The organism is Micrococcus lylae, from assembly GCF_900163825.1.
In the GTDB taxonomy this organism is placed as follows: domain Bacteria; phylum Actinomycetota; class Actinomycetes; order Actinomycetales; family Micrococcaceae; genus Micrococcus; species Micrococcus lylae.
In genome coordinates, this window is the sequence record NZ_FUKP01000063.1 from 43,598 (window position 1) to 66,746 (window position 23,149).

Here is a 23,149-nt window from a genome sequence, read left to right on the forward strand (position 1 = left end):
GGTCAGCCGCGGAGAGTGCCGTCGTCGTCCACGGCGGGCAGGGTCACCACCATGCGGGTGCGACCCGGCTCGGAGTCCGCCGTGATGGTGCCGCCGTGGGCCTCCACCACGGCCCTGACGATCGCCAGACCCAGGCCGGTGGAGCCCTCCACCGGCTCGCGGGCGGCCGAGGCGCGGATGAAGCGGTCGAAGAGGACGGGCATGATCTGTTCGGGGACTCCGGGGCCGTCGTCCTGCACCACCAGACGCACGCCCCTGCCGGACGGGGCCTCCGGGAACGGGACCACGTCCACGTACACCCAGACCGTGGTGCCGGCAGGGGTGTGCTTGCGGGCATTGGAGAGCAGGTTGCCCACCACGCGCTCGAGCTGGTGCAGGTCACCGCAGACCCTGGGGCCCTGGGAGAGCTTCTCCTCCGAGATCTCCACGTCCCACTCGTGGTCCGGCGCAGCGGCCCGGGCATCCGCGACGGCGTCCACCGCGAGCTCGGCCACGGAGACGAGGCGGCGTTCGGTGTCGCCGGGCCCTCCGGAGGCGAGGCGGCGCTGTTCCTCTCGGTCCATGCGGGCCAGGAAGAGGAGGTCGTCCACGAGCCGGGTCATGCGGTCCGACTGCGCCAGCACCCGGTTCAGCGACTCACGGCCCCGCTCGGACAGCGGCTCGGTGAAGCCGATCATCTCCGAATAGCCGCGGATCGAGGCGAGCGGGGTGCGCAGCTCGTGGGAGGCGTCCGCCACGAAGCGGCGGAGCTTGTCCTCGAGGTGCTGGCGCTCGTCGAGGGATTCGTCCATGGAGGTGAGCATGTGGTTGAACGCAGAGGCCACCACGGCCATCTCGTCCTCGCGGCGGCTGGCCGACTCCGGCACCCGATAGTCCGCCAGATGCACCCCCGGTGTGCCCACCGGCAGCGCGGAGACCGCGTTCGCGCTGGCAGAGATGTCCGCCAGCGGCCCCAGGGATCGGCGCACCCACGCCCAGGAGCCGATGGCCACCACGATGATGACGACCGCAATGCTGCCGAGGGTGCCGACGCGGCTGTCGTTGAGGACCTTGAGCTGGCTGTCGATCGGGACGCCCACCACCAGGAAGCGACCCCCGGAGGCCGCCGCGACGGCGGGGGACAGACGCTTCCCCTGGACCACGTAGGCCGCCCCTTCGAAGTCGACCTCGGTGGCCTCCTCCACCGGGCCGTCTGCGAGGCCATCGATCAGCTCACGCCTCTCCTTCGAGGTGAGCGCACGCTGGCCGCCCACCGCATCCAGGATGTAGCCGTCGACGCTCTGGCCGGAGTGATCGGACAGCCCTTCCTCCGCGGCGATCGTCACCAGCGTGCCGGACTCGAGGCCGGCACCGGTGGGCAGGGGCGTCCCGGCGCCCATGGCGGACAGCGGCGCGCTGAACCCGGCTGTGGGTCCACGGTGCTCCAGCTGCACCCAGGCGCGGTGCAGCGTGGCCCCCAGATCCTCTGCGATCCTGTCCCGGATGGTCTGCTCGGCGACGCTCAGCGTGAAGACCGCGTAGAGGCAGAACACCAGGGTGACGAAGGCGACGAGCCCTGCCGAGATGCGAACCGCCAGGGACTGCGGCCGCCCCGCCTCCCGCCTGCGCTCAGGGGCCGGGGCGGTCGGTGTGCCCGGGACCGGTTCAGGCCGGTCGGATGACATAGCCCGCGCCGCGGACCGTGTGGATCATCGGGTCACGGCCGACGTCGATCTTCTTGCGCAGGTAGGAGATGTAGAGCTCCACGATGTTCGCCCGGCCTCCGAAGTCATAGCCCCAGACGTGGTCGAGGATCTGGGACTTGGAGAGCACGGTGCGCACGTTGAGCATCAGGTACTGCAGCAGGTTGTACTGGGTGGCGGTCAGGTCGATGAGGTCGCCGCCACGGGTCACCTCGTGGGTGCGGGTGTTCATCACCAGGTCGCCGACCACGATCACCTCGTTGGCTGCGGCCATCAGACCGGAGCGCTGCACGAGGCGGTGGAGGCGGATGAGGACCTCCTCCATGGAGAACGGCTTGGTGACGTAGTCGTCGCCGCCGGCTGCCAGGCCGGAGATGCGGTCGTCCGTGGAGTCCTTCGCGGTGAGGAACATGACCGGCAGGTCCGGCCAGAACGCGCGCAGGCGGTCCAGCACCTCGAACCCGTCGAAGTCCGGGAGCATGATGTCCAGCACGGCGACGTCGGGCTGCTTCTCCTTGCTCTTCTCCAGAGCGGTCGCGCCGTCATGGGCCACCACGACCTCCCAGCCGCACAGGGACAGGCCGATGGACATGAGGTCGGCGATCATCGGCTCGTCGTCCACCACCAGGGCGCGCACCGGCGAGCCGTCCGGGTGGGACAGCTTCGGGAGGATCTCCTGCAGCTCGGCCACAGAGGTGGGGGTGCCGACGGTCCGAGGCTCGGTCACTGGAGGCTCCTTCGTATGGGGCAGAGGGCCGCCCTTCGGCGGAGGGGAACGGGGACCCGACGGTGCGGTCACCCTATGACGGAATTGTCTGTGATGAAACCGTTATCTGTCCACGTCGCGACGATCCTACGCCGTGATCACCGAGATCGCCGAGTCGGATCCTGTGCATCTCATCAGACGACCGGCTTCATGGCCCAGTGGACGGCCAGGGTGCCGAAGAGGAAGGTCTCGTGGCCCACGTTCACGAAGCCTGCGTCCTCCAGCAGCGCGGCGATCTGCGCCGGGGACTTGAAGGCACGGCTGGACTCGGAGAGGTAGGCGTAGGCCTCCGGGGTCTTCGTGATCATCTTCGCCACCCGGGGCACCACGTTCCGGATGTAGAAGGTGGAGAAGGGCTTGAAGACGTCGTCGGGCGCCGGAGAGGTCTCGAGCGCCGCCATCCACCCGCCGGGACGCAGCACGCGGAACTGCTCGGCGAGCGTGGTCGGGATGTCAGCGACGTTCCGCAGCAGATAGCCGTGGGTGACGGAGTCGAAGGATTCGTCTTCGAAGGGCAGGTCCATGGCGTCGGCCTCGACCCACTCCACCCTGTCCCCGTTCGGCCGGGCGCGGCCGACCTCCATCATCTCGGGGGCGAAGTCCACGCCGACCACCCGGGCGTCCGGGTCTCGGCGCAGCACCTCGAGGGCGATGTCCCCCGTGCCCGTCGCCAGGTCCAGGACGCGGCCGCCGGCCGGGATGTGCGCGTGGTCCACCGTGCGGCGGACGAAGCGCGGCTCCTGCCCCCACGTCATGACCAGGTTCATCAGGTCGTAGCGGCCTGCGATGCCGTTGAACATGGAGGCGACCCGCGCACCGTGGTCGGCGGGGCGCGGCTGATCGCCGCCGGCGGAGGAGGTGTTCTGCTGACTCACAGGTCCACGGTATCCGTTCGGACGCCGGACGCCTGCCATACGTGCCCCCGGGACCGGCGCCGGGTGCCCGGCGCCCGGCGAGCGCAGCCGGGCCCGCGCAGCCCCTCCCAGGCAACTGCCAGGAGAATCTGCGGTGAGTCCTGGTTGTCCGGAGAACTTAGGGTGGGCTAACCTCCCGCATTAGGGCATATCGATGCTCCGTAATCGAACTCGAGTGCCGCTGGCTCCGTCGGCGGGCTCTCGTCCAGCCGCCGCACAGAGCCGACCCGTGAGCGTCGTCGGCACGTCACGGCCCTACTCCCAGGGGGCCGGGCGTGCCGACGCCGTGTCCGCACCCCCGCCGTCGCCCGACGACGGGGCACCGCCCCAGAGAAAGGCTCTCTCCGTGCCGTCTTCCTCCCAGCTCTCCCGCCGCACCCTCCTGGGCGCGGGCGGATCCAGCCTGGCACTGCTCCTGGCCTCCTGCGCCACGGGCCCGGCCGGCGGCTCGGATTCCTCCACCACCTCCGCGTCGTCCTCGTCCGGTGCAGACGCCGAGACCTTCCCCGTGACGATCGAGCATGTCTACGGCAGCACCGAGATCCCGGCGGCACCGCAGCGCGTTGTCACGGTCTCCTGGGTCAACCAGGACGTCTGCGTCGCCCTCGGCGTGGTGCCGGTGGGCATGGCCGCCGTGGAGTTCGGGGGCAACAGCAACAAGTCCACCGACTGGTTCGACGCCGCCCTGGAGAAGATCGACGGCGCAGAGCGCCCGACCACTTGGTCCGAGGCGGACGGCCTGGACGTGCAGGCGATCGCCGCGGTGAAGCCGGACCTGATCCTGGCGGTCTACTCCGGGATCACGCAGGAGGACTACGACCGTCTGTCCAAGATCGCCCGGACTGTGGCCTATCCGAAGGACGTCCCGGCGTTCGGCACCTCGTGGCAGCAGTCCACGGAGATCATCGGCCGGGCTCTGGGCCGCGCGGAGCAGGCGAGGGAGCTGGTCTCCGACCTGGAGGGACAGATCGCCGAGGCCGGTGCCGAGCATGAGGCGTTGAAGGGCGCCACGTTCGTGTACGGCACGATCGACCCGGCCGCGGCGGACCAGATCAGCATCTACACGGATGTGGACAACCGCCCGAAGTTCCTGGAACTGCTGGGCATGGAGCAGGCAGAGGTGGTGCGAAAGAACTCGCCGAAGGACCAGGAGTTCTTCTTCACCTGGTCCCCTGAGCGGGCCGACGAGCTGGAGTCGGACGTGTTCGTCTCCTGGGCCGCGTCCGAAGACGTGCGGAAGGACATCGAGTCCGACCCCCTGCTCGGAAAGATCCCGGCGGTGGAGTCCGGCGGGCTGGTCCTCCAGGTGGACGAGCAGCAGGTGCTCTCCGTGTCCGCGATCTCGCCCCTGTCCATCCCGTATGCACTGAAGGAGATCGTCCCGCCCCTCGCCGAGGCCGCCGCGGCCTCGAAGGGCTGATACGCCGCCCATGACCCCTGTTTCCGTCGCCCCAACGACAGAGCACCGGAACCGCTCGGCCGTGCCGATGGCTGCCGCCGTCCTGCCCGTGGTGCTCCCGCTCGGCCTGCTGGCGGTGGCGGCGGTCGCCGGGCTGGCGCTCGGCGCCCGCACCGTGGACCCGACGACGGCCCTGCGCACCCTGACGGCGATGCTCTCCGGACAGCCCCTGCCCGGAGGCATCGACGCCGCCGCCGTCGCCTCCCGGGTGCCCCGCACCGTCACCGCAGCGCTGGTCGGGTCCTCCCTGGCCGTGGCCGGTGCCTGCCTGCAGGGCGCCACTCGCAACCCGCTCGGGGACCCGGGGCTGCTCGGCCTGTCCGGCGGAGCCTCTTTGGCGATGGCGATCGGTCTCGCGCTCGGCGTCCCCGCCTCCGCCCCGGCGACGCTGGGTCTCGCCGCGCTGGGGACGGCCGGCGCCGCCGCCCTCGTCTACGCCTGCGCATCCGCGGCGACGCGCATCGGCGGCACGCCGGGGGCACCGTCTCCCATCGCGTTGGTGCTCGCCGGCGCCGCAGTCACCGCCGGGACCACCGCGGTGACGACCGCCCTGCTGGTGCTGTCCCCCGCGGTGCGGGACCGACTCCGGTTCTGGAGCATCGGCACCGTTGCCAGGGCCGAGCTGTCCGAGGCCCTCCTGCTGGCCCCCGTGATCCTCGCCGCCGTGCTGGCCGCGATCGCGGTGGGGTCAGGCCTGGACGCCTTGGCCCTGGGCGAGGACCTCGCCCACGGACTCGGCTCCCGGCCGGGGCACGTGCGCGCCGTGCTGCTCGCCGCCGTCGTGGTGCTGACCGCCGCCGCCGTCGCTCTGGCCGGCCCGGTGGCGTTCGTCGGTCTCGTGGTCCCCCACGCCCTGCGACGCCTCCGTCCGCAGGGCGCGCGGATGCTCCTCTGCGGCAGCGCCCTCTGGGGCGCCGTGCTCGTGATCGTCGCGGATCTGCTCGGCCGCACCGTCGTGGCACCGGGCGAGGTGCATCTGGGCGTCACCACCGTGCTGATCGGTGTGCCGGTGTTGCTGGTCCTGCTCCGTCGGACCGGGGTGGCCGCATGATGCCCCGCTCCTCTGTGACCGCGGCATGCGGAACCGGCGTGTCGGCCCACCGTGCCGTGTCCCGCATGCGGCGGGCGGACCGGCTCCGGCTCGGCTCGGCCGTGGCAGGCCTGAGCGTGACGCTGCTCGTCCTCGCCGCTCTGCGAGTGCTCTGGGGCGCCTATCAGGTGACCCCCGCCGACTTCGTGCGCATCCTGTCCGGCCAGACGATCGCGGGGGCGAGCTTCATCGTGCTCGAGGAGAAGCTCCCTCGCGCCGTGGCCGCCATGCTCGCCGGTGCGGCCCTCGGCGCCTCGGGGGCGCTCTACCGCCGAACCCTGCGCAACCCGCTGGCCTCCCCGGACATCCTGGGCGTCACCACCGGGGCGGCCGCGGCCGTCGTGGCCTGGCTCGCGGCCACTGCCGCCCAGATGGGCGGGGGCTCCGACCTCGCCCGCTCGGCGGCCGCCCTCGTCGGGGCCCTGGCAGCGGGAGCAGCGGTGTTCCTGGCTGCACGGTCGATCGGCGGGGAGCGCTTCATCGTGGCCGGCATCGCCGTCGGCGCGGCCGGGCAGGCGATCGTGGCCGGCACCATGCTATCCCTGTCCCAGCACGACCTGCAGGCGGCGACCGTCTGGCTGGCCGGCTCCCTGAACGGTGTGACCTGGGGGAGGATCGCGCTGCTGGCGGCGGCGACGGCTCTGCTCCTGCCTGCCGCCGGTCTGCTGCACCGCGCCCTCGCTCCGGTCGATCTGGGCCTGCCCACGGCCACAGCCCTGGGGGCGAGGCCTCGGCGGACGGGCGCAGCCGCCCTGATCGTCGGCGCCGGACTCGCGGCGGCCGCCACCGCAGCGGTGGGGCCGCTTGCCTTCGTGGCGCTGCTCGCCGGCCCGGCGGCTCAGTTCCTCACCGGCGGCCGTCCCTCCTTGACCTGCTCTGCGCTGGCCGGTGCCGCCATGGTGGTCCTGGCCGACCTTCTGGCCGCGGAGACGACCGCCCTGCTGTTCGACGGCGCCCGCCTGCCCACCGGAGTGCTCACCGGTGCCGCCGGTGCCCCACTGATGCTCTGGATGCTGCTGCGCCAGGGCCGTGAAAGAGGAGGACGCGCATGACCACCGCCCGCACCGACCCGGACACCCCGACGGTCGGCCTGCGCCTGCGCGGCGTGGAACTCGGCTACGGCCCGGCTTCCGCGCCGCCCGTCGTCGGTCCGATCGACCTGGACCTGCCTGCCGGGGCGACCACCGCGATCATCGGGGCCAACGGCTGCGGCAAGTCCACGCTGCTGCGGGGCCTCACCCGGCAGCTGCCGCTGCGGGCCGGACACATCGAGGTCCTGGGCCAGGACCTGTCCGGGGCCGGAGCACGGGAGTACGCGCGCACGGTGGCCCTCCTCCCCCAGCATCCGGTAGCGCCCGAGGGGATGACGGTCGCCCAACTCGTGGCCCGGGGCCGCCACCCGCATCGCGGCCTTCTCGGGGGCCGCGGGGACGGAGACGATGCGGCGATCGCCGCGGCCCTGGAGAGCACGGCGCTGACCGAGCTCGCCGACCGTGAGGTCACCTCCCTCTCCGGCGGGCAGCGCCAGCGCGCCTGGCTCGCCCTCGTGCTCGCCCAGCAGACCCCAGTGGTGCTGCTCGACGAGCCGACGAGCTACCTCGACCTCGCCCACCAGGTGGACGTGCTGGACCTGGTCCGGCTCCTGCCGGACCCGCGATCCGCGGCACCACCGGAGAGTGCCGGACCCCACGCCAGCAGACCCGCCGACAACGGCCCCGCACAGACCGCCGGAGCCCCACCGGCCGCCGCGCCACGGGCCACGGTGGTGGCCGTCCTGCACGAGCTGAATCTCGCCGCCCGCTGCGCCGACCACCTCGTGGCGATGGTCCGGGGGCAGGTCGTGGCCGCCGGGCGCCCCGCCGAGGTGCTCGTGCCCGAGGTCCTCGCCGACGTCTTCGGGCTGGATGCCGACGTGATGCCGGACCCGCTGCTCGGACACCCGGTGGTGCTGCCTCGAGGCATCGGAGACCGTCTGCCGCCCCGCACCGCCCCCGCTTCCCCCACCGCACAGGAGTACCGATGACCGAAGGCATGACCGTCGCCCACACCCGCGTGGTGTCCGTGGAGCAGCCCTGCCGAGGCTTCCGCCGCATCGTCCTCGCAGGGACGGACCTGGAACGGGCGAGCGCCGAGCTGCTCGGGCTCCTGCCCCCGGGGGCGCCGGACCTCCATCAGCTCTACCGGGGCTCCCGGCCTCGCCGGGACGCCTACGTGAAGGTCCTCGTCCCGCCGCCGGGCGGAGTCTCCGCGGACCCGGACCTGTCCCACGGGTTCCGCAGCGGATTCCTGGCGATCCCCGAAGCCGAGCGCGGCTGGATGCGGACGTACACGGTGCGCTCGGCCGGGCGTGTGCGCCTGGACGGACGCCTTGTCCCCTCGCTCACCCTGGATGTGGTCCTGCACGGCGCCCCCGACGACCCCCACCAGGGGCCCGGACTGCGCTGGGCGCGCTCCGTCTCCGCCGGGGACGAGGTCAATGTCCTCGTGCCCGGCGCGGAGGCACCTGCGTGGACCGGGTGGCGGGATACCGGCGCACGCCGTGTGTTGGCCGTGGGAGACGAGACCGCGGTCCCGGCCCTGCTGTCCGTGGCCGAGGAGCTCGCCGACCCCTTCGGCGGCTTCGACGGCGAGGCCGACCTTGTCCTGGAGCTACCCGCCGGAACCGGCCACACCGATCTGATCGCCGAGCGCCTGGCCGTGCCTGAGCCCTGGGACCGTTCCCGCCCGCTCGCCGTCGCCGAACACGGCCGGGTCCGCCTGCACCTCGGACATCGCGGCGTCGCCGACGGGCGGGGGGACCTCCCCTCCGGCACGGACCTGCCCCAGGGGTCCTGGGCCCACGGGCGCGTGGCGGCGCTGCTGGGACTGCGCGGCCACGGGCACGGCGAGACGGCCGCCGTCATGCCGGAGGCCCCGCCGGCCGAGGGCCGGCAGCGCGAGTGGACGATCGCGGAGGTCGACCCGGTCTCCGGTGCCGAGCGCCCGGACACCTACGTCTTCCTCGCCGGCGAGTCCGCCATGGTGCGCGGCCTCCGCCGTCTGTGTGTGGGCGAGGGCGGGATCCCCAAGACCCACGTCTCCTTCATGGGGTACTGGAGGCACGGTCAGGCGGAGAGCTGAGCCGGCGGGGAATGAAGGGACCGGCAGGCCCGTTGCACGCGGGACACCTGCAATCGACTTCTCAAGGAGGCTTCATCATGGCCGATGTCATCCTGATCGGCGGCCACGGCAAGGTGGCCCTGCTCGCCGCACCCCTGCTCGTGGAGGCCGGGCACACCGTCACCTCCGTGATCCGCAACCCGGACCACGTGGACGAGGTCCGGGCAACCGGCGCCGAGCCGCTGGTGCTGGACGTGGAGCAGGCGGACGAGACCGAGCTGGCCGCCGCCTTCGACGGGAAGGACGCCGTCGTCTGGTCGGCCGGCGCCGGCGGCGGGAACCCCGCCCGCACGACGGCTGTGGACCGGGACGCCGCGATCCGCTCGATGGACGCCGCGCGCACCGCAGGCGTGGACCGCTACGTGATGGTCTCCTACCTGGGTGCCTCCCTGGACCACGGAGTCCCGGAGGACGACGACTTCCACGCCTACGCCCAGGCGAAGGCCGAGGCGGACGAGCACCTGCGCGGCTCCGGCCTGGACTGGACCATCCTCGGCCCGGGAGCCCTCACGCTGGACGAGCCGACCGGCCGGATCGCGGCAAACCCCTCCCGCGAACAGGTGGCGGACTCCTCCGCCACCTCCCGCGGCAATGTGGCCCGCACGATCGTGGCGGCCCTCGCCTCGGGCGAGAGCATCGGCCGCCAGGTCGAGTACGTGGACGGCGACACCCCGATCGAGGACGTCTTCCCGGCCTGACGTTGACGGGGCGGGGGTCCGGCCGCGGCGGCATGCACGCCAGGGGCCGGACCTCCGCCCGGACCCCCGTGCGCACGCCCCGGCCGTGGCCGGCGTTCAGCGGTCCCCGCGGTGCGCGGAGAGGAGCCTGTCCGCCTCGGTGAGGCCCATGAGAAGCCCGGAGAACAGGGTCAGGATGCCGGCGAGCACGCCGGAGACGGCCGTGAGGCCGTAGCGCTTCACGTCCAGGAACGGATACGGATACCAGTCCACGCGCGGGCCACGGGCCATGGTGACCCCGGTCCAGGTGAGAGGCAGGGCGGCGGCGAGGAGCCGGCGTCGGCGGTTGAGCTGGCCGCGGGGGTCGAAGGCCGCCCACACGACCGGGGCGAGCAGCGGGTTCACCACGTGCTGGACGGCGTCGTTGGCACGGTAGAGTAGCGTGTCCTGCCCGTGGCCGCGCAGCACCGTGTTGTAGACCAGCCCCGTGACCATCACCGAGCCGAGTCCGGCGGCGCGGACGGCCCAGAAGGCGTCCGAGCGGGGAGCGCGCCGGGCTGCGGCCAGGACCAGGGAGGTCACCGCGACCACCGCGTTCGAGCACCACGTGAAGTAGGCGGGCTGGTTGAGGACGTTGCCCCAGCCGGCCTCGAAGCCGCCCCGGTAGGAGGTCCCCTCGAACACCGGGGTGCCCTTGGACGCGCCGATCACGAAGGAGCTGGCGCAGCCGGCCAGCGGCAGCAGCCCGGCGCCGAGCCAGGCCGTGCGCGCCAGACGGGTCGGGGCAGGGTCCCTGCGGCGGCCGCGCAGCAGGGCGCGCAGGCTCACCGTGGACGTCCTCTTCGGCGGCCGCGCCCAGCGCACGCCTGAGGCCACAGTGGGCTGCGCGAACCAGCGCGTCAGGGGCCCGGCCGAGGCACGGCGGCGTGGCACGGCGTGGTTCAGGGTGAGCTGCATCGTGGTTCTCGCAGGGTCGGGGACAGCGATGGCCCCCCCATCCTGACATGAACGGCAGGTGAACAACACCCCTCGCGTGCGAGAACACAGAGGGTCGTGAGGGTGGTCTCAGAAGAGCTGGTCCGGATCCTCCACATCCACGGTGAGGCCGTCCTCGCGCAGGCGACGGATGCCCTCCTGCACCATGCGGCGGCCGACGTCCGTCACACGGTCCACGCGTTCGAAGCTGACCACCACACGCTCCGGGCGCTCCTGGCTGATCTCCACGAGCGCCGCCTGCACGGCCTCGGCACCGCCGAAGCGGATCACGCCCTGCAGGTGGAGGCGGACGGCGTCGTCCTCACGGCGGACGAAACGCACCACGGTGGCGCCGAGCGGGTCGGCCTCCATCAGGTGCAGGTTCAGGTCCTCGGAGAGGCGGCGGAAGAACTCCATGCCGCGCACCGAGTTGCCGTGCTCGTCCAGGCGGGGCGAGTACACGCCGATGCCGACCTGCCCGGGCAGGGCTCCCATGACGCCGCCGGCCACGCCGGACTTGGCCGGGATGCCCACGTCCGTCAGCCACTCGCCCGCGGCGTCGTACATGCCGGAGGCGGACATCACGGAGAGCACCTGACGCGTGACGAGGGAGCCCAGGACGCGCTCACCGGTGAGGGGGTGCACACCGCCGGCGGCGAGGCAGGCACCCATCACGGCCAGGTCCCGCACGGTGACCCTCACGGAGCACTGCGCCACATAGCCGGCCACGATGTCCTCGGCGCGGTCGTGCAGGATGCCGTGGCTGCGGAGCATGTGGGCCAGCGCCAGGTTGCGGTCCGCGCAGTTCATCTCCGATTCGAAGGTCGCGTGGTCGATGCTCAGCTGCCGGCCGGCCAGCGTGGACATCAGCGAGACGACACGGTCGATGCGCTCCTGACGCCCGGCGTACGGTCCCACGAGCAGCTGGTGGGTGGCCAGCGCGCCGGCGTTGATCATCGCATTGTCCGGCCGCTTGGACTCCGCCTCCAGGGACAGCTCGTTGAAGGCCTCGCCGGAGGGGTTGAGGCCCACGAAGCGGTCCACGGTCTCCACACCCCGGTCCGCGAGGGCGGCGGCGTAGGCGAACGGCTTCGCGATGGACTGGATGGTGAACTCGGTCCGGTCGTCACCGGCGGAGTGGAGCCGGCCGGTGACGGTGGCCACGGCCGCACCCAGGGGACGGGGGTCCGCCTGCGCGAGCTCCGGGATGTACTGCGCGACCTCTCCGTGCTCCAGGTGGCGGATGGACTCCAGGACCCCACGCAGGTAGTCGGGGACGGGATGCTGCATGCGTCTCAGTCCTTCTGCCACATGGCGGTCAGGTCGTTCGTGCCCTTGGTCCCGATCGTCTCGACCTCCTCGAACCCGAGCTTCTCGTAGAAGGGCACGTTGTCCCGGGTGGAGGACTCGAGGTACACGCCCACCCCCTGCTGCCGTGCGTGGGCGATGCGGTGCTTGACCAGCCCGGAACCGACCCCGCGGCCCCGGGCGGCCGGGGTGGTGCCGAGCTCGGTCAGGTACCAGTGGTCCTCGGACGGGCGGGCGCGGTCGCAGGCGGCGGTGGTGCGCAGCGCGTCCCAGGCTCTGGCGCCGTGGGTGCGCACGTAGGTGGGCACACGGCTGAGCTGGTCCCGCCAGGTGGGGTCCGAGTGTCCGGGGCGTTCCCAGAGGGCGACGCCCAGGACGGAGCCGTCGGCCGGATCCACGGCCACGTCCACAGCGCCGCACGGCAGGCCGTCAGAGCCTTCGGCGAGCATGGACCTGATCATCCGGACGAACTTCACGGACAGGCGGGCTGCGTGGCCGTCCGAGTCGCCGGGCAGCAGCCCCGTGGTGAACGGGTCCGTGGCGAAGGCCTCGGCGAGCACGCCGGCGACGTGCTCCACGGTGGTGCGCGAGGCGTCCTGGGCCGTGAGCGTCTCGATCTCGAAGGAGGAACGGTGGGCAGGGCTGGGCGGGGCGGCGTTCGTGGGGGTCATCGTCTCCATCATACGAAGCCGCCCGCCGCGCCCCGGGGCGGGGCCTCCGCACAGGCGGAGAGCGGAAGGGGCGACGACGGCACGCACCGGGCATGCCGTCGTCGCCCCTTCCGGACGGGGTCGGGTCGCGGCGGCGGCCCTGCCCCGTGCGCCGGTCGGTCAGCTCTCCTGGAGAGCGTCCACGTCCTCGTCGATCCAGCCGCGGGTGCGGTCGACGGCCTTCTTCCAGAGGCGCAGGCGCCGCTCGGCCTCCTCCTCGTCCATCTGCGGCTCCCAGCGCGTGTCCTCGGACCAGTTCTCCGCGAGCTCCTGCTGGGACTCCCAGAATCCGACGGCCAGGCCGGCGGCGTAGGCGGCGCCGAGGGCGGTGGTCTCGATGACCTTCGGCCGGACGACGGGCACGCCCAGCAGGTCCGCCTGGAACTGCATCAGCAGCTCGTTCTTGACCATGCCGCCGTCCACCTTGAGCTCGGTGAGGTCCACCCCGGAGTCCGCGTTCATGGCGTCCATGACCTCGCGGGTCTGGAAGGCGGTGGCCTCGAGCACGGCGCGGGCGATGTGACCCTTGTTCACGTAGCGGGTCATGCCGACCATCGCACCGCGGGCCGAGGAGTCCCAGTACGGGGCGAACAGGCCGGAGAAGGCGGGGACCAGGTAGACGCCGCCGTTGTCCTCGACCTCCTCGGCGAGCCTCTCGATCTCGGGGGCGTCCTTGATGAGGCCGAGGTTGTCCCGCAGCCACTGGACGAGCGAGCCGGTGACCGCGATCGAGCCCTCGAGGGCATAGACCGGCTTCTGGTCCCCGATCCGGTAGCAGACCGTGGTCAGCAGGCCGTTCTCCGAGTGCACGAGCTCCTCGCCCGTGTTGATCAGCATGAAGTTGCCGGTGCCGTAGGTGTTCTTCGCCTGGCCCTCCTCGAAGCAGGCCTGACCGAAGGTCGCCGCCTGCTGGTCGCCGAGGATGCCGGAGATCGGCACTCCCTTGATCAGCGTGTGCGGGCCTCCCGTGCCGATCTGGTCCGACGAGGAGCTGACGATCTTCGGGAGCATGGACATCGGGATACCCATGTCCGCGGCGATGTCCTCGTTCCAGTCGAGGGTGTCGATGTTCATCAGCAGGGTGCGGGAGGCGTTGGTGACGTCCGTGACGTGCTCACCGCCGTTCCTGCCGCCGGTGAGGTTCCAGACGACCCAGGAGTCCGTGGTGCCGAAGAGCAGGTCGCCGTTCTCCGCGGCCTCCTTCGCACCGTCCACGTTCTCCAGGATCCAGGTGACCTTGGGCCCGGAGAAGTAGGTGGCCAGAGGCAGGCCGACCCGCTCCTTGTACTTGTCGTCGCCGTCGTCTCCGGCAAGGCGGTCGCAGATCTTCTGGGTGCGGGTGTCCTGCCAGACGATCGCGTTGTAGACGGGCTTGCCGGTCTTCCTGTTCCACACCACCGCGGTCTCGCGCTGGTTGGTGATGCCGACGGCTGCGAGGTCGTCGCGGGTGATGTCCGCGCGGGACAGGGCCTGGCCGATCACCTCGCGGGTGTTCTTCCAGATCTCCATGGGGTCATGCTCGACCCAGCCCGCCCTGGGGAAGATCTGCCTGTGCTCCATCTGCCCCAGGGACACGATGGTGCCGTCGTGGTCGAACACGATCGCCCGGGACGAGGTGGTCCCCTGGTCGATCGCCAGGACGTACTTGTCGGTCTTGTCAGCGGACATGGGCTTCTCCTTCGAAGCTCGGGGTCGGTTTCAGGCGTGCGGGGCCCTCAGGCGGCGAAGGCCATGGAGGCCAGGCCGGCCAGAACGGCGCCGACGAGGGGGCCGACGATCGGCACCCAGGCGTAGCCCCAGTCCGAGCCGCCCTTGTTCGGGATGGGTGCGACGGCATGGAACATGCGCGGGCCGAGGTCACGGGCCGGGTTGATGGCGTAGCCGGTGGGGCCGCCGAGGGAGGCGCCGATGCTCAGCACCAGCAGCGCCACCGCGAGGGGGCCGAGGCCGGAGGGGGTGTTGCCGAACATGAGGATCACGAACACCAGCACGAAGGTGGCGATCACCTCCGTGATCATGTTCCACACGGGGTTGCGGATCTCCGGGCCGGTGGCGAAGGTGCCGAGGATCGTGGCCGGGTCCTCCTCCTGCGCGTAGTGGTCGCGGTAGGCCAGCCAGGCCAGGGCGGCTCCGAGGAAGCCGCCGATCATCTGGGCCACCAGGTAGGCCACGGTGTGCCCGAAGGTCACGGCGATGCCGGGGGCGTACTCCGCGGCACCGCTGGCGAGCAGGCCGACGGTGACGGCCGGGTTCAGGTGGGCGCCGGTGGAGAAGGCGACGTAGACACCGGCGAAGACACCGAGGCCCCAGCCGAAGTTGATCAGCAGCCAGCCGCCGCCGTGACCCTTCGTCTTCGTCAGCGTCACATTGGCCACGACGCCGACGCCGAGCAGCAGCAGCATGGCCGTGCCCGCGATCTCGTGGAGGAAGATCGTTCCCATATGTTCAGTCCTTGTGTCGGTTCGGGAGTGTTGCGGCGACGCGGCGGTCCGCCGCGGCACCACTGGCCCCGCCTCCCCACTTGAGGGAGCGGGCCGAGGTCAGTCGGTGGGGTCCGCGTCCGCAGCCGCGAGCGCCTGGGCGGCCGCCGCGTCCGAGTCCGTCTGCTCGCCGCGCCGGCGGGCGTCCATGAGTCCCCGGTAGCGCTCCACCTCGGCGGCCCGGCGGGCCTCGTCCCAGCCGAGTTCGGCTGCCACGATCGCGGCGACCTCATCGGCGGCGGCCACGCCGCGGTCCGGGACCTCGGTGGACAGGCGCGTGCGGCGCTCGAGCACGTCGTCCAGTCGGACCACGCCCTCCGCGCGGGCCGCGTAGACGATCTCGGCACGCAGATAGCGCGGCGCCGCCTCGAGCGGCCGGCCCAGATCGGGGTCCGCGTCGATCAGTGCGAGCACGTCCCGCAGGACGGTGCCATAGCGGGACAGCAGGCGGTCCGTGCGCACCTCGTCGAAGCCGTAGTCCTCGGCGATCTGCTCCGCCTGCTCGGCGATCTCGGCGTAGCCGAGGCCGCCCAGCACCGGAATGTGCTCGGTGAGGCTGGGGCGCGTCGGATGGGTCTCGCGGGTGACGAAGTCCATGACGTCCTCGGCCATGGCGCGGTAGGTGGTCCACTTGCCGCCGGCCACCGCGGTGAGCCCGGGAGCCACCTCGGTGACGGTGTGCTCGCGGGAGATCTTGGTGGAGCCGCCGTCGTCGGCCGTCTTCACCGGCTGCAGCAGCGGCCGCAGCCCGGCGTAGGTGGCGATCACGTCTTCCCGGGTCAGGTGCTCCTTGAGGATCTCGTTGGCGTGCTCGATCACGTAGTCGATGTCGTCCGCAGTGGCAGCCGGATGCCGCACGTCCTCCTTCCACGGGGTGTCCGTGGTGCCGATGACCCAGTATTCGTCCCACGGGATCAGGAAGAGCACGGACTTCTCCGTCTTGGTGATGACGCCGGTGTGCGGGTCGGCCTCGATCCGGTCCTTGGGCACGATGATGTGGACACCCTTGGAGGCGAGCACCTCCAGTCCCTCCTCGGCCTCGGCCAGATCCTGCTGCTCCTGGGTCCAGACACCACCGGCCAGGACCGTGGCGCGGGCGTGGACGTCGAACTCCTCGCCCGTGATCTCCTCGCGCAGGCGGGCGCCGCAGACGCGGCCGTCCCCGTCCCGGAGGTAGGAGACGACCTTCGTGTAGTTCGCGGCGAGCGCCCCGTGGTCCACGGCCGAGCGGACGAGCATCATCGCCAGGCGGGCGTCGTCGAACTGCGCATCGGCGTACTCGACGGCACCGACGATCTTCTGATCGTCCAGCGCGGGGATGGTGGCCGCCATGGAGCGGCGGGTGAGGTGGCGGTGGCCGGCCACCGCGCGCTTGCGGCCCAGGGATTGCATCGCGTCGTACATCGTGACGCCGGCGCCGATGAAGCCGCGGTCGATCACCTTGTGGAAGAACGGGAAGACGAAGCGCAGCGGCCGCACCAGGTGCGGGGCCGTCTTGGTCAGCAGCAGGTCCCGCTCGCGCAGCGCCTCGTAGACGAGCTTCACGTCCAGCATCTCGAGGTAGCGCAGGCCGCCGTGCATGAGGCGGGAGGAGCGCGAGGAGGTGCCGGACGCCCAGTCGCGGGCCTCCACGATGCCCACGTCCAGGCCGCGGGTGGCGGCGTCGAACGCCGCGCCGACTCCGGAGGACCCGCCGCCGACGATCAGCACGTCCAGCGGCGCGTCCGGACCGGCGCCCTTCAGGCGGGCGAGGTGGTCGGCGCGGAGGTCTGCGGAGAGGTCGGTGGTGCGCAGCGTGGGCAAGAGCGGCTCCCTCGGATCAGTGGTCGGTGCTCGGGCGTCGGGGCGGGGTGCTCCTCGACGGCCTGACATGTAGCCGCCATTCAAGGCGAACACTGTGACCTGCGCAATACCCCCCAGCCGACGACTCGGTGTCGGAGCCCTCGCCCGCGCAAGTCAAAGCCATGTCATGGGTCACACTGGACCCATGCAGACCGACCGCCGCTCCCCCGACGACGTCCTGACCCGCCTCTCCGAGTCCCTGCCCGGCCGCGTGGACACGGCCGCCGAGGTCCTCGCCGCCGCGCGGACCGACCGCTCCGGCCACCGCTCCGGCGCGGACCCGCTGGCCGTGGTGCACGCGCAGTCCGTGGAGGACGTGCAGGCGGTGTGCCGCATCGCGGACGAGACCCGGACCCCGCTGGTCGTCCGTGCAGCGGGGTCCGGGCTGGCCGGCGGGGCCGTGGCCGGCGCCGGCGAGCTCGTGCTGGACCTGACCGGCATGGACCGGATCCTCGAGGTGTCCCCCGCGGACCGTCTGGCCGTGGTCGAGCCGGGCATCCTCAACGGCGACCTCAACCGCGCGCTGGCCGAGCACGGCCTGTGGTGGGCCCCGGACCCGGCCTCCAAGGACATCTCCACGGTGGGCGGCAACATCGCGATGAACGCCGGCGGCCTGCTCTGCGCCAAGTACGGCGTGACCCGCGAGGCCGTGCTGGGCCTGAAGGTGGTCCTGGCGGACGGTTCGCTGATCGAGATGGGCCACCGCAGCGTCAAGGGCGTCACGGGCTATGACCTGACGGCCCTGATGATCGGCTCGGAGGGAACGCTCGGCGTGATCGTCGAGGCCACCCTTGCACTGCGCCCGGCGGTCCCCGGCGAGGTGGTCACACTCGGCGCGTTCTTCCCGGACGTCGTGGCCGGCGCCGCCACCGCCGCCGCGATCACCACGGCAGGCCTGGTGCCGGCGATCATGGAGCTCGCGGACGAGGCCACCCTCGCCGCGATCAAGGACTACGCCGGCCCGGACGGCGCCGACCTGCCCGAGGAGGGCGCGTTCCTGCTGATCCAGGCCGACGGCCCCGGCGCAGCGGCCGAGGGCGCGCGCATGCTCGAGTTGGTTGTGGCCAACGGCGGCACCGGACGCATCGCCGAGACCCCCGAGGAGGCCGAGCGCCTGGTCGCCCTGCGCCGCAGCGCCTTCCCCGCCCTGGAGCGGCTCGGGACCCCGCTGGTGGAGGACGTGGCGGTGCCGCGCACCACGATGGTCGAGATGTTCGCGCAGATCCGTGAGATCGAGGCCCGCACCGGCGTCCGGATCCCCACTGCGGCCCACGCCGGGGACGGCAACCTGCATCCGATCCTCGTGTTCGGCGAGGCCGATGGGGTGGGCGGCTCCGGCGAGATCCCGCAGCACGTGTGGGACGCCGCCGGCGAGGTCTTCCGGGCCGCCCTGGACCTGGGCGGCACCCTCACCGGCGAGCACGGCGTCGGCCTGCTCAAGCGCGACTTCCTCGCCGCCGAGCTCGGCGAGGTCCAGGACGGGCTGCAGCGCCGCATCAAGGCCGTGTTCGACCCGCACGGGATCATGAACCCCGGCAAGGTCTTCGTCTGAGCCGGCCGAGCGCCCACGGCGGGCCGGACGCGGAGGGCGAGCCGCCGTCGTCGTGGACCGCCCCGGTTCTCCACAGGCGACGCCCACCTCCAGCGACAGCGCAGACTCGATCAGTACCCTCGAGACCATGCCCTCTCCCGTACCGCAGCCGGACGAGCCCCCGGCCGGCGACGCCGCTGCCCCCGGCTCCACCCTGGTGCCGCTGAGCGGCACGCCGGTCTCGGATCTGACGCGGCTGCCGCCGGCGGTGGCCCAGGCGCTGGACACGATGCGTTCCGAGTTCGAGCGCTTCGACCTCGAGTACCGCTCCGCCCTGAACCAGGTGGAGTCCCGCCTGGAGGTGCTGCAGGACGAGTTCACACACCTGCACGACTACAACCCGATCGAGCACATCGCCACCCGGGTGAAGTCGGCCCAGTCGATCCTGCGCAAGGCCACGGCCCGCGGGCTGACCTTCGACCTGGACGAGCTGCGCACGGAGATCACGGACATCGCCGGCGCCCGCGTGGTCGTCTCCTTCAGCGCGGACGTCTACCGGGTGTTCGAGCTGTTCACCGCCCAGCCGGACATCGAGCTGCTGCAGGTGAAGGACTACATCGCCGAGCCCAAGGCGAACGGCTACCGCTCCCTGCACTGCATCGTGCACGTGCCGGTGCACTTCTCCACGGGGGTGAAGCTCGTGGTGGTGGAGGTGCAGTTCCGCACGAGCGCCATGGACTTCTGGGCGTCCCTGGAGCACAAGATCAACTACAAGTTCGACGGGGACATCCCGCCGCACATCGTCACCGAGCTCACGGCGGCCGCGGACGTCGCCAACGAGCTCGATGCCCGCATGGAGCACCTGCACCGGCAGGTCCGGATGCACGAGGCGGACGCGGAGGACGAGGGGCTCTTCCCGGCCGACATGCTGTTCACACCGTCCGAGGAGGAGTAGAACCGGGCCCGGATGGGGGAGGATGACGTGCTGTGAGCACCCCGCACCCCTCCTCCGGCCCCGACGTACAGTCGGTGCTGCGTGCCGTCCTGCTCGTGGCGGTGGCGGCCGTGTTCCTGTGGCTGGCCCTGACGGTGCGCCTGCCGGAGCTGGACGAGCTGCGCGAGACCCTCGACGGCTACGGGGCGTGGTCCGGGCTCGTGTTCGTCGGGGCCTACGCCGTGGTGGCACTGACGCCCATCCCGGTGACGATCATGGCCGTGGCCGGCGGCCTGCTCTTCGGTCCCCTCGCAGGGTCGCTGCTGTCCGTGGCGGGGGCCTCCGCAGGCGCGGTCGGGGCGTACGGCATCGCCCGGCTCGCCGGCCACCAGGTGGTCATGAAGGGTCTGGGTCGGCACGCGCACCGGATCGAAAAGGCCCTCGAAGAGCGCGGGTTCCTGGCGATCATGGCCCTGCGCTGCGCACCCGGCCTGCCCTACTGGCCGGTGAACTACGGTGCGGGCGCCGTGGGCGTTCCCTTGGGCACGTTCGCACTCGCCTCCACGCTCGGCTCGATCCCCGGCCAGGTGTCGCTGGTGGCGATCGGCGCGTTCATCGCGAAGCCGGGCGTGGTCAACGGCGTGATCGTGGCCCTGGCCTGGGTCGCCGTCCTCGCGCTGACCTGGTGGTCCGCACGCCGCTGGAAGCGGCAGCGGGACGAGGCCCGCGAGGGGCACGACGACGGCCGCTCACCCTCCGAGGGCTCCTCGCCGTCCCGTCCGGCTGGGTCGGCCGACGGGGACGGCTGAGACCCCGCCGGACGTCAGCCCTCGGCGGGGACGGCCTCCGGGACGAGCTCGTAGATCCAGGCGGTGACGGTCTCCTCCTCCACCGGCACCTCGACCTGCACGGGGACGCGGCGGTAGCCGGGGCCCTCGAAGTCGTCGAGGCGGTCCCACTGCTCCGGCAGGTCCGCGGAGGCGAACAGCTGCACGGGCACCGGGTCCGCGGCGGGGTCGAGCACGACGCCGGGGTAGCCCTCGGCACGGCCGACGCCCGAGGGGTAGAGCCGGGCACGGATCAGCGCCGGCGTCCAGGTGCCGTCCATGCCCTCCATGATGTGCTCGTTCGGCTCGCCGGGGCGGAGCGTGCCGTAGGCGGCGAGCAGGTGGTCCTGCGGTGGGACGCTCACGCGTGGTCCTCCGCGGTCAGGCCCTCCCCGGCGAGGATCTGGGAGACGGTGCGGGCCATGCGCAGGTCGCGGGAGGTGAGGCCGGAGACGTCGTGGCTGACCAGGGACACGGCCACGCGGCCCCAGCCGAACTCGAGGTCAGGGTGGTGGTCCGCGGCCTCGGCGGCGGCGGCGATCTGGTTCACGGTCATCAGTGCGGAGGCGAAGTCCGGGGTCTGGCAGGCGGTGTGCAGGCGACCCTCGCGGACGGTCCAGCCGGCCAGGGACTCGTCCTGGGACAGGGCGGCGGCCACGGCGTCCTCGGCGTGGACCTCCTTGGCCGGGGCGGACAGCAGGGCGTTCAGGTCTGCGGCGGAGTTCTCGCTCATGGACGCCATTGTGTCCGTCGGGCCGGAGGATGCGCGACCCCTCAGCCGAAGGAGAGCACCTCGCGCAGGGGTGCGAAGGCCTCCGGCACCACGGTGTAGTGCGCCCAGCGCCCCCGCTTCTCGCGCGTGACCAGGCCGGCGTCCACCAGGCGCTTGATGTGGTGGCTGACCGTGGGCTGGGAGATGCCCAGCCGGTCCACGAGGTCGCAGGAGCAGACGGCGGCGCAGTCCTGGGCGGCGAGGTGGGAGAGCAGGCGCAGGCGCATGGGGTCAGCCAGGGCCTTGAGCACGGCGGCGTGCGCCTCGGCCTGCTCGGCCGAGAGCTCACGGACGGCGGGTCGGCAGCAGGTCATGCGGGCCACAATACATCGACGCTCATCGATGTGTACTGTGGGTGCGTCACCACCGCCCCGTCACCGAAGGATCCCCGATGACCTCCACTCCGGATCGCTCCGCGCCGGACCGGGCCCCGCTCCGGCACTCCGGCGGCACGCCGAGTGCGGCCGCCGAGGTCCCGCGCCTGTCCTTCCTCGACCGCTGGCTGCCCGCCTGGATCCTGCTGGCCATGGCCGCCGGGCTGCTGCTGGGCCGGCTCGTCCCGGGCCTGGACGAGGCCCTGGACTCCCTGAAGGTCGGCAACGTGTCCCTGCCGATCGCCCTCGGCCTGCTCGTGATGATGTACCCGGTGCTGGCCAAGGTCCGGTATGACGAGACCGCCCGCATCACCGCGGACCGCAGGCTCATGGGGCTGTCGATCCTGTTGAACTGGGTGGTCGGTCCGGCGCTGATGTTCGTGCTGGCCTGGATCTTCCTGGCGGACCTGCCGGAGTACCGGACGGGCCTGATCATCGTGGGCCTGGCCCGCTGCATCGCCATGGTGCTGATCTGGAACGACCTCGCGTGCGGCGACCGCGAGGCCGCCGCCGTGCTGGTGGCCGTGAACTCGGTGTTCCAGGTGCTCGCCTTCGGCCTGCTGGGCTGGTTCTACCTGCAGGTCCTGCCCGGCTGGCTGGGCCTGGAGACGACGACGGCCGGGTTCTCCTTCTGGGCGATCGTCGCCTCCGTCCTGGTGTTCCTGGGCATCCCCCTGCTGGCCGGCTTCCTCACCCGGCTGATCGGCGAGCGCGCCCGCGGCCGCCAGTGGTACGAGGACACGTTCCTGCCGAAGATCGGCCCCTGGGCGCTCTACGGCCTGCTGTTCACGATCGTGCTGCTGTTCGCCCTCCAGGGCGAGGCCATCACCACGCGCCCGTGGGACGTCGCCCGGATCGCCCTGCCGCTGCTCGCGTACTTCGTGGTGATGTTCGGCGGCTCGCTGCTGGCCGCCAAGGCGGCCGGCTTCGACTACGCCCGCTCGGCCACGGTGGCCTTCACCGCCGCCGGCAACAACTTCGAGCTGGCGATCGCCGTGGCGATCGGCACCTTCGGCGTGACCTCCGGTCAGGCGCTGGCCGGCGTGGTCGGCCCGCTCATCGAGGTCCCCGTGCTGGTGGCCCTGGTGTACGTCTCGATGTGGGCGGGGCGCTGCCTCTTCCCCGCCGATCCCACCGTCCCCAGGAGGGTCTCCCGATGACCGCCGACACCGCCCGCCCGTCCGTCCTCTTCGTCTGCGTCCACAACGCCGGCCGCTCCCAGATGGCCGCCGCCTGGCTCGAGCACCTGTCCCGGGGCCGGATCGAGGTCCGCTCCGCCGGCTCCGCGCCGAGGGACAGCGTGAACCCCGCGGCCGTGGAGGCCATGGCCGAGGAGGGCATCGACATCTCCGCGAACACCCCGAAGGTCCTCACCCCGGAGGCCGTGCAGGCCTCGGACGTGGTGGTCACCATGGGCTGCGGGGACACCTGCCCGTTCTTCCCGGGTAAGCGCTACGAGGACTGGGTGCTGGAGGACCCGGCCGGCCTCGGCGTCGAGGCCGTCCGTCCGATCCGGGACGAGATCCGCCGGCGCGTGGAGGCCCTGGTGCAGGAGCTGCTCCCCGGCGCCTGACGCCCGCCCCGGACCACCGGCCGGACACGGTCGGCTCGAACGGCCGCGGGCTCCGCATGCTCTGGATAGCCTGAGG

Annotated in this window: 23 protein-coding genes; 11 read left to right on the forward strand and 12 right to left on the reverse strand. The window is 72.1% G+C overall.

All coding sequences use genetic code 11. From position 1 onward, the window contains the following. Nucleotides 1-2: 2 nt before the first annotated feature. From FM125_RS09125 to FM125_RS09135, 3 genes are all read right to left on the reverse strand, one after another. Nucleotides 3-1,664, reverse strand: a complete 1,662-nt coding sequence (locus FM125_RS09125) for a sensor histidine kinase (RefSeq protein WP_067190013.1) — start codon at nucleotides 1,662-1,664, stop codon at nucleotides 3-5. Then, a complete protein-coding gene (locus FM125_RS09130) occupies nucleotides 1,645-2,409 on the reverse strand; it encodes a response regulator transcription factor (RefSeq protein WP_067190011.1) in 765 nt (254 codons plus the stop codon). The genes FM125_RS09125 and FM125_RS09130 overlap by 20 nt, the downstream gene beginning before the upstream one ends. A gap of 173 nt (nucleotides 2,410-2,582) precedes the next feature. Then, nucleotides 2,583-3,323, reverse strand: coding sequence for a ubiquinone/menaquinone biosynthesis methyltransferase (locus FM125_RS09135; protein ID WP_067190009.1), 741 nt, complete (start codon nucleotides 3,321-3,323; stop codon nucleotides 2,583-2,585). Between the two features lie 385 nt (nucleotides 3,324-3,708). On the opposite strand from FM125_RS09135, the gene FM125_RS09140 reads away from it, so the two are divergent. The 6 genes from FM125_RS09140 (at nucleotide 3,709) to FM125_RS09165 (ending at nucleotide 9,768) form a co-directional block, all read left to right on the forward strand. Next, nucleotides 3,709-4,782 carry an iron-siderophore ABC transporter substrate-binding protein gene (locus tag FM125_RS09140; RefSeq protein ID WP_067190007.1) on the forward strand — a complete coding sequence of 358 codons (1,074 nt, stop codon included), beginning with the start codon at nucleotides 3,709-3,711 and terminating at the stop codon, nucleotides 4,780-4,782. A gap of 67 nt (nucleotides 4,783-4,849) precedes the next feature. Continuing rightward, a complete protein-coding gene (locus FM125_RS09145; protein ID WP_087134434.1) occupies nucleotides 4,850-5,872 on the forward strand; it encodes a FecCD family ABC transporter permease in 1,023 nt (340 codons plus the stop codon). 38 nt (nucleotides 5,873-5,910) lie between these two features. Beyond that, entirely contained in the window at nucleotides 5,911-6,963 is a 1,053-nt protein-coding gene (locus FM125_RS09150; protein ID WP_245232130.1) for an iron chelate uptake ABC transporter family permease subunit, read from the forward strand. Then, entirely contained in the window at nucleotides 6,960-7,934 is a 975-nt protein-coding gene (locus tag FM125_RS09155) for an ABC transporter ATP-binding protein (protein WP_070639454.1), read from the forward strand. The genes FM125_RS09150 and FM125_RS09155 overlap by 4 nt, the downstream gene beginning before the upstream one ends. Beyond that, the gene (locus tag FM125_RS09160) at nucleotides 7,931-9,031 is read left to right on the forward strand and encodes a siderophore-interacting protein (RefSeq protein WP_067189999.1); all 1,101 of its coding nucleotides are present in this window, start codon (nucleotides 7,931-7,933) and stop codon (nucleotides 9,029-9,031) included. Before FM125_RS09155 ends, FM125_RS09160 begins: the two co-directional genes overlap by 4 nt. Before the next feature lie 77 nt (nucleotides 9,032-9,108). Next, nucleotides 9,109-9,768 (forward strand): SDR family oxidoreductase, encoded by a 660-nt coding sequence (locus FM125_RS09165; protein ID WP_067189997.1) that lies wholly within the window; start codon nucleotides 9,109-9,111, stop codon nucleotides 9,766-9,768. 96 nt (nucleotides 9,769-9,864) lie between these two features. On the opposite strand, the gene FM125_RS09170 is transcribed toward FM125_RS09165, so the two are convergent. The 6 genes from FM125_RS09170 to FM125_RS09195 form a co-directional block, all read right to left on the reverse strand. Beyond that, entirely contained in the window at nucleotides 9,865-10,704 is an 840-nt protein-coding gene (locus FM125_RS09170) for a Pr6Pr family membrane protein (protein ID WP_067189995.1), read from the reverse strand. A gap of 108 nt (nucleotides 10,705-10,812) precedes the next feature. Further along, nucleotides 10,813-12,012 (reverse strand): glutaminase, encoded by a 1,200-nt coding sequence (locus tag FM125_RS09175; protein ID WP_067189994.1) that lies wholly within the window; start codon nucleotides 12,010-12,012, stop codon nucleotides 10,813-10,815. 5 nt (nucleotides 12,013-12,017) lie between these two features. Continuing rightward, nucleotides 12,018-12,701, reverse strand: coding sequence for a GNAT family N-acetyltransferase (locus FM125_RS09180; RefSeq protein ID WP_067189992.1), 684 nt, complete (start codon nucleotides 12,699-12,701; stop codon nucleotides 12,018-12,020). Between the two features lie 159 nt (nucleotides 12,702-12,860). Continuing rightward, nucleotides 12,861-14,408, reverse strand: a complete 1,548-nt coding sequence (gene glpK, locus FM125_RS09185; RefSeq protein WP_087134391.1) for a glycerol kinase GlpK — start codon at nucleotides 14,406-14,408, stop codon at nucleotides 12,861-12,863. 47 nt (nucleotides 14,409-14,455) lie between these two features. Continuing rightward, complete coding sequence (locus FM125_RS09190; protein WP_067189988.1) at nucleotides 14,456-15,181, reverse strand: MIP/aquaporin family protein; 726 nt, start codon at nucleotides 15,179-15,181, stop codon at nucleotides 14,456-14,458. 99 nt (nucleotides 15,182-15,280) lie between these two features. Further along, the gene (locus FM125_RS09195; protein ID WP_070639463.1) at nucleotides 15,281-17,023 is read right to left on the reverse strand and encodes a glycerol-3-phosphate dehydrogenase/oxidase; all 1,743 of its coding nucleotides are present in this window, start codon (nucleotides 17,021-17,023) and stop codon (nucleotides 15,281-15,283) included. 184 nt (nucleotides 17,024-17,207) lie between these two features. Here FM125_RS09195 and FM125_RS09200 point away from each other — a divergent pair, with 184 nt between their 5' ends. From FM125_RS09200 to FM125_RS09210, 3 genes are all read left to right on the forward strand, one after another. Continuing rightward, on the forward strand, nucleotides 17,208-18,614 hold the full coding sequence (locus FM125_RS09200) for an FAD-binding oxidoreductase (protein ID WP_070639465.1): 1,407 nt from the start codon (nucleotides 17,208-17,210) through the stop codon (nucleotides 18,612-18,614). Between the two features lie 127 nt (nucleotides 18,615-18,741). Beyond that, entirely contained in the window at nucleotides 18,742-19,548 is an 807-nt protein-coding gene (locus FM125_RS09205) for a GTP pyrophosphokinase (RefSeq protein WP_083315336.1), read from the forward strand. 32 nt (nucleotides 19,549-19,580) lie between these two features. Continuing rightward, entirely contained in the window at nucleotides 19,581-20,336 is a 756-nt protein-coding gene (locus FM125_RS09210; RefSeq protein WP_087134392.1) for a TVP38/TMEM64 family protein, read from the forward strand. A 14-nt stretch (nucleotides 20,337-20,350) separates the two neighbouring features. Here the strand turns inward: FM125_RS09210 and FM125_RS09215 are convergent, their stop codons facing one another. Genes FM125_RS09215 through FM125_RS09225 form a run of 3 tightly spaced genes read right to left on the reverse strand, consistent with a single transcriptional unit; the run spans nucleotide 20,351 to nucleotide 21,440 of the window. Then, nucleotides 20,351-20,719: a gamma-glutamylcyclotransferase family protein gene (locus FM125_RS09215; RefSeq protein WP_210386727.1), complete on the reverse strand. Its 369-nt coding sequence runs from the start codon at nucleotides 20,717-20,719 to the stop codon at nucleotides 20,351-20,353. Further along, on the reverse strand, nucleotides 20,716-21,087 hold the full coding sequence (locus tag FM125_RS09220; RefSeq protein WP_167635502.1) for a 4a-hydroxytetrahydrobiopterin dehydratase: 372 nt from the start codon (nucleotides 21,085-21,087) through the stop codon (nucleotides 20,716-20,718). The genes FM125_RS09215 and FM125_RS09220 overlap by 4 nt, the downstream gene beginning before the upstream one ends. Nucleotides 21,088-21,128: 41 nt before the next feature. Next, nucleotides 21,129-21,440, reverse strand: a complete 312-nt coding sequence (locus tag FM125_RS09225; RefSeq protein ID WP_070639651.1) for an ArsR/SmtB family transcription factor — start codon at nucleotides 21,438-21,440, stop codon at nucleotides 21,129-21,131. Between the two features lie 77 nt (nucleotides 21,441-21,517). Here FM125_RS09225 and arsB point away from each other — a divergent pair, with 77 nt between their 5' ends. Continuing rightward, entirely contained in the window at nucleotides 21,518-22,660 is a 1,143-nt protein-coding gene (arsB, locus tag FM125_RS09230; RefSeq protein ID WP_082739736.1) for an ACR3 family arsenite efflux transporter, read from the forward strand. After that, nucleotides 22,657-23,073, forward strand: a complete 417-nt coding sequence (locus tag FM125_RS09235; protein ID WP_067189979.1) for an arsenate reductase ArsC — start codon at nucleotides 22,657-22,659, stop codon at nucleotides 23,071-23,073. Before arsB ends, FM125_RS09235 begins: the two co-directional genes overlap by 4 nt. The last annotated feature ends 76 nt before the right edge of the window (nucleotides 23,074-23,149 follow it).

Coding starts and splice junctions, on each gene's coding strand:
- FM125_RS09125 (WP_067190013.1), bottom strand. CDS start 1,664: ATGTCATCCGACCGGCCTGAACCGGTCCCGGGCACACCGACCGCCCCG.
- FM125_RS09145 (WP_087134434.1), top strand. CDS start 4,850: ATGGCTGCCGCCGTCCTGCCCGTGGTGCTCCCGCTCGGCCTGCTGGCG.
- FM125_RS09155 (WP_070639454.1), top strand. CDS start 6,960: ATGACCACCGCCCGCACCGACCCGGACACCCCGACGGTCGGCCTGCGC.
- FM125_RS09160 (WP_067189999.1), top strand. CDS start 7,931: ATGACCGAAGGCATGACCGTCGCCCACACCCGCGTGGTGTCCGTGGAG.
- FM125_RS09165 (WP_067189997.1), top strand. CDS start 9,109: ATGGCCGATGTCATCCTGATCGGCGGCCACGGCAAGGTGGCCCTGCTC.
- FM125_RS09170 (WP_067189995.1), bottom strand. CDS start 10,704: ATGCAGCTCACCCTGAACCACGCCGTGCCACGCCGCCGTGCCTCGGCC.
- FM125_RS09175 (WP_067189994.1), bottom strand. CDS start 12,012: ATGCAGCATCCCGTCCCCGACTACCTGCGTGGGGTCCTGGAGTCCATC.
- FM125_RS09180 (WP_067189992.1), bottom strand. CDS start 12,701: ATGACCCCCACGAACGCCGCCCCGCCCAGCCCTGCCCACCGTTCCTCC.
- glpK (WP_087134391.1), bottom strand. CDS start 14,408: ATGTCCGCTGACAAGACCGACAAGTACGTCCTGGCGATCGACCAGGGG.
- FM125_RS09190 (WP_067189988.1), bottom strand. CDS start 15,181: ATGGGAACGATCTTCCTCCACGAGATCGCGGGCACGGCCATGCTGCTG.
- FM125_RS09200 (WP_070639465.1), top strand. CDS start 17,208: ATGCAGACCGACCGCCGCTCCCCCGACGACGTCCTGACCCGCCTCTCC.
- FM125_RS09205 (WP_083315336.1), top strand. CDS start 18,742: ATGCCCTCTCCCGTACCGCAGCCGGACGAGCCCCCGGCCGGCGACGCC.
- FM125_RS09220 (WP_167635502.1), bottom strand. CDS start 21,087: ATGAGCGAGAACTCCGCCGCAGACCTGAACGCCCTGCTGTCCGCCCCG.
- FM125_RS09225 (WP_070639651.1), bottom strand. CDS start 21,440: ATGACCTGCTGCCGACCCGCCGTCCGTGAGCTCTCGGCCGAGCAGGCC.
- arsB (WP_082739736.1), top strand. CDS start 21,518: ATGACCTCCACTCCGGATCGCTCCGCGCCGGACCGGGCCCCGCTCCGG.
- FM125_RS09235 (WP_067189979.1), top strand. CDS start 22,657: ATGACCGCCGACACCGCCCGCCCGTCCGTCCTCTTCGTCTGCGTCCAC.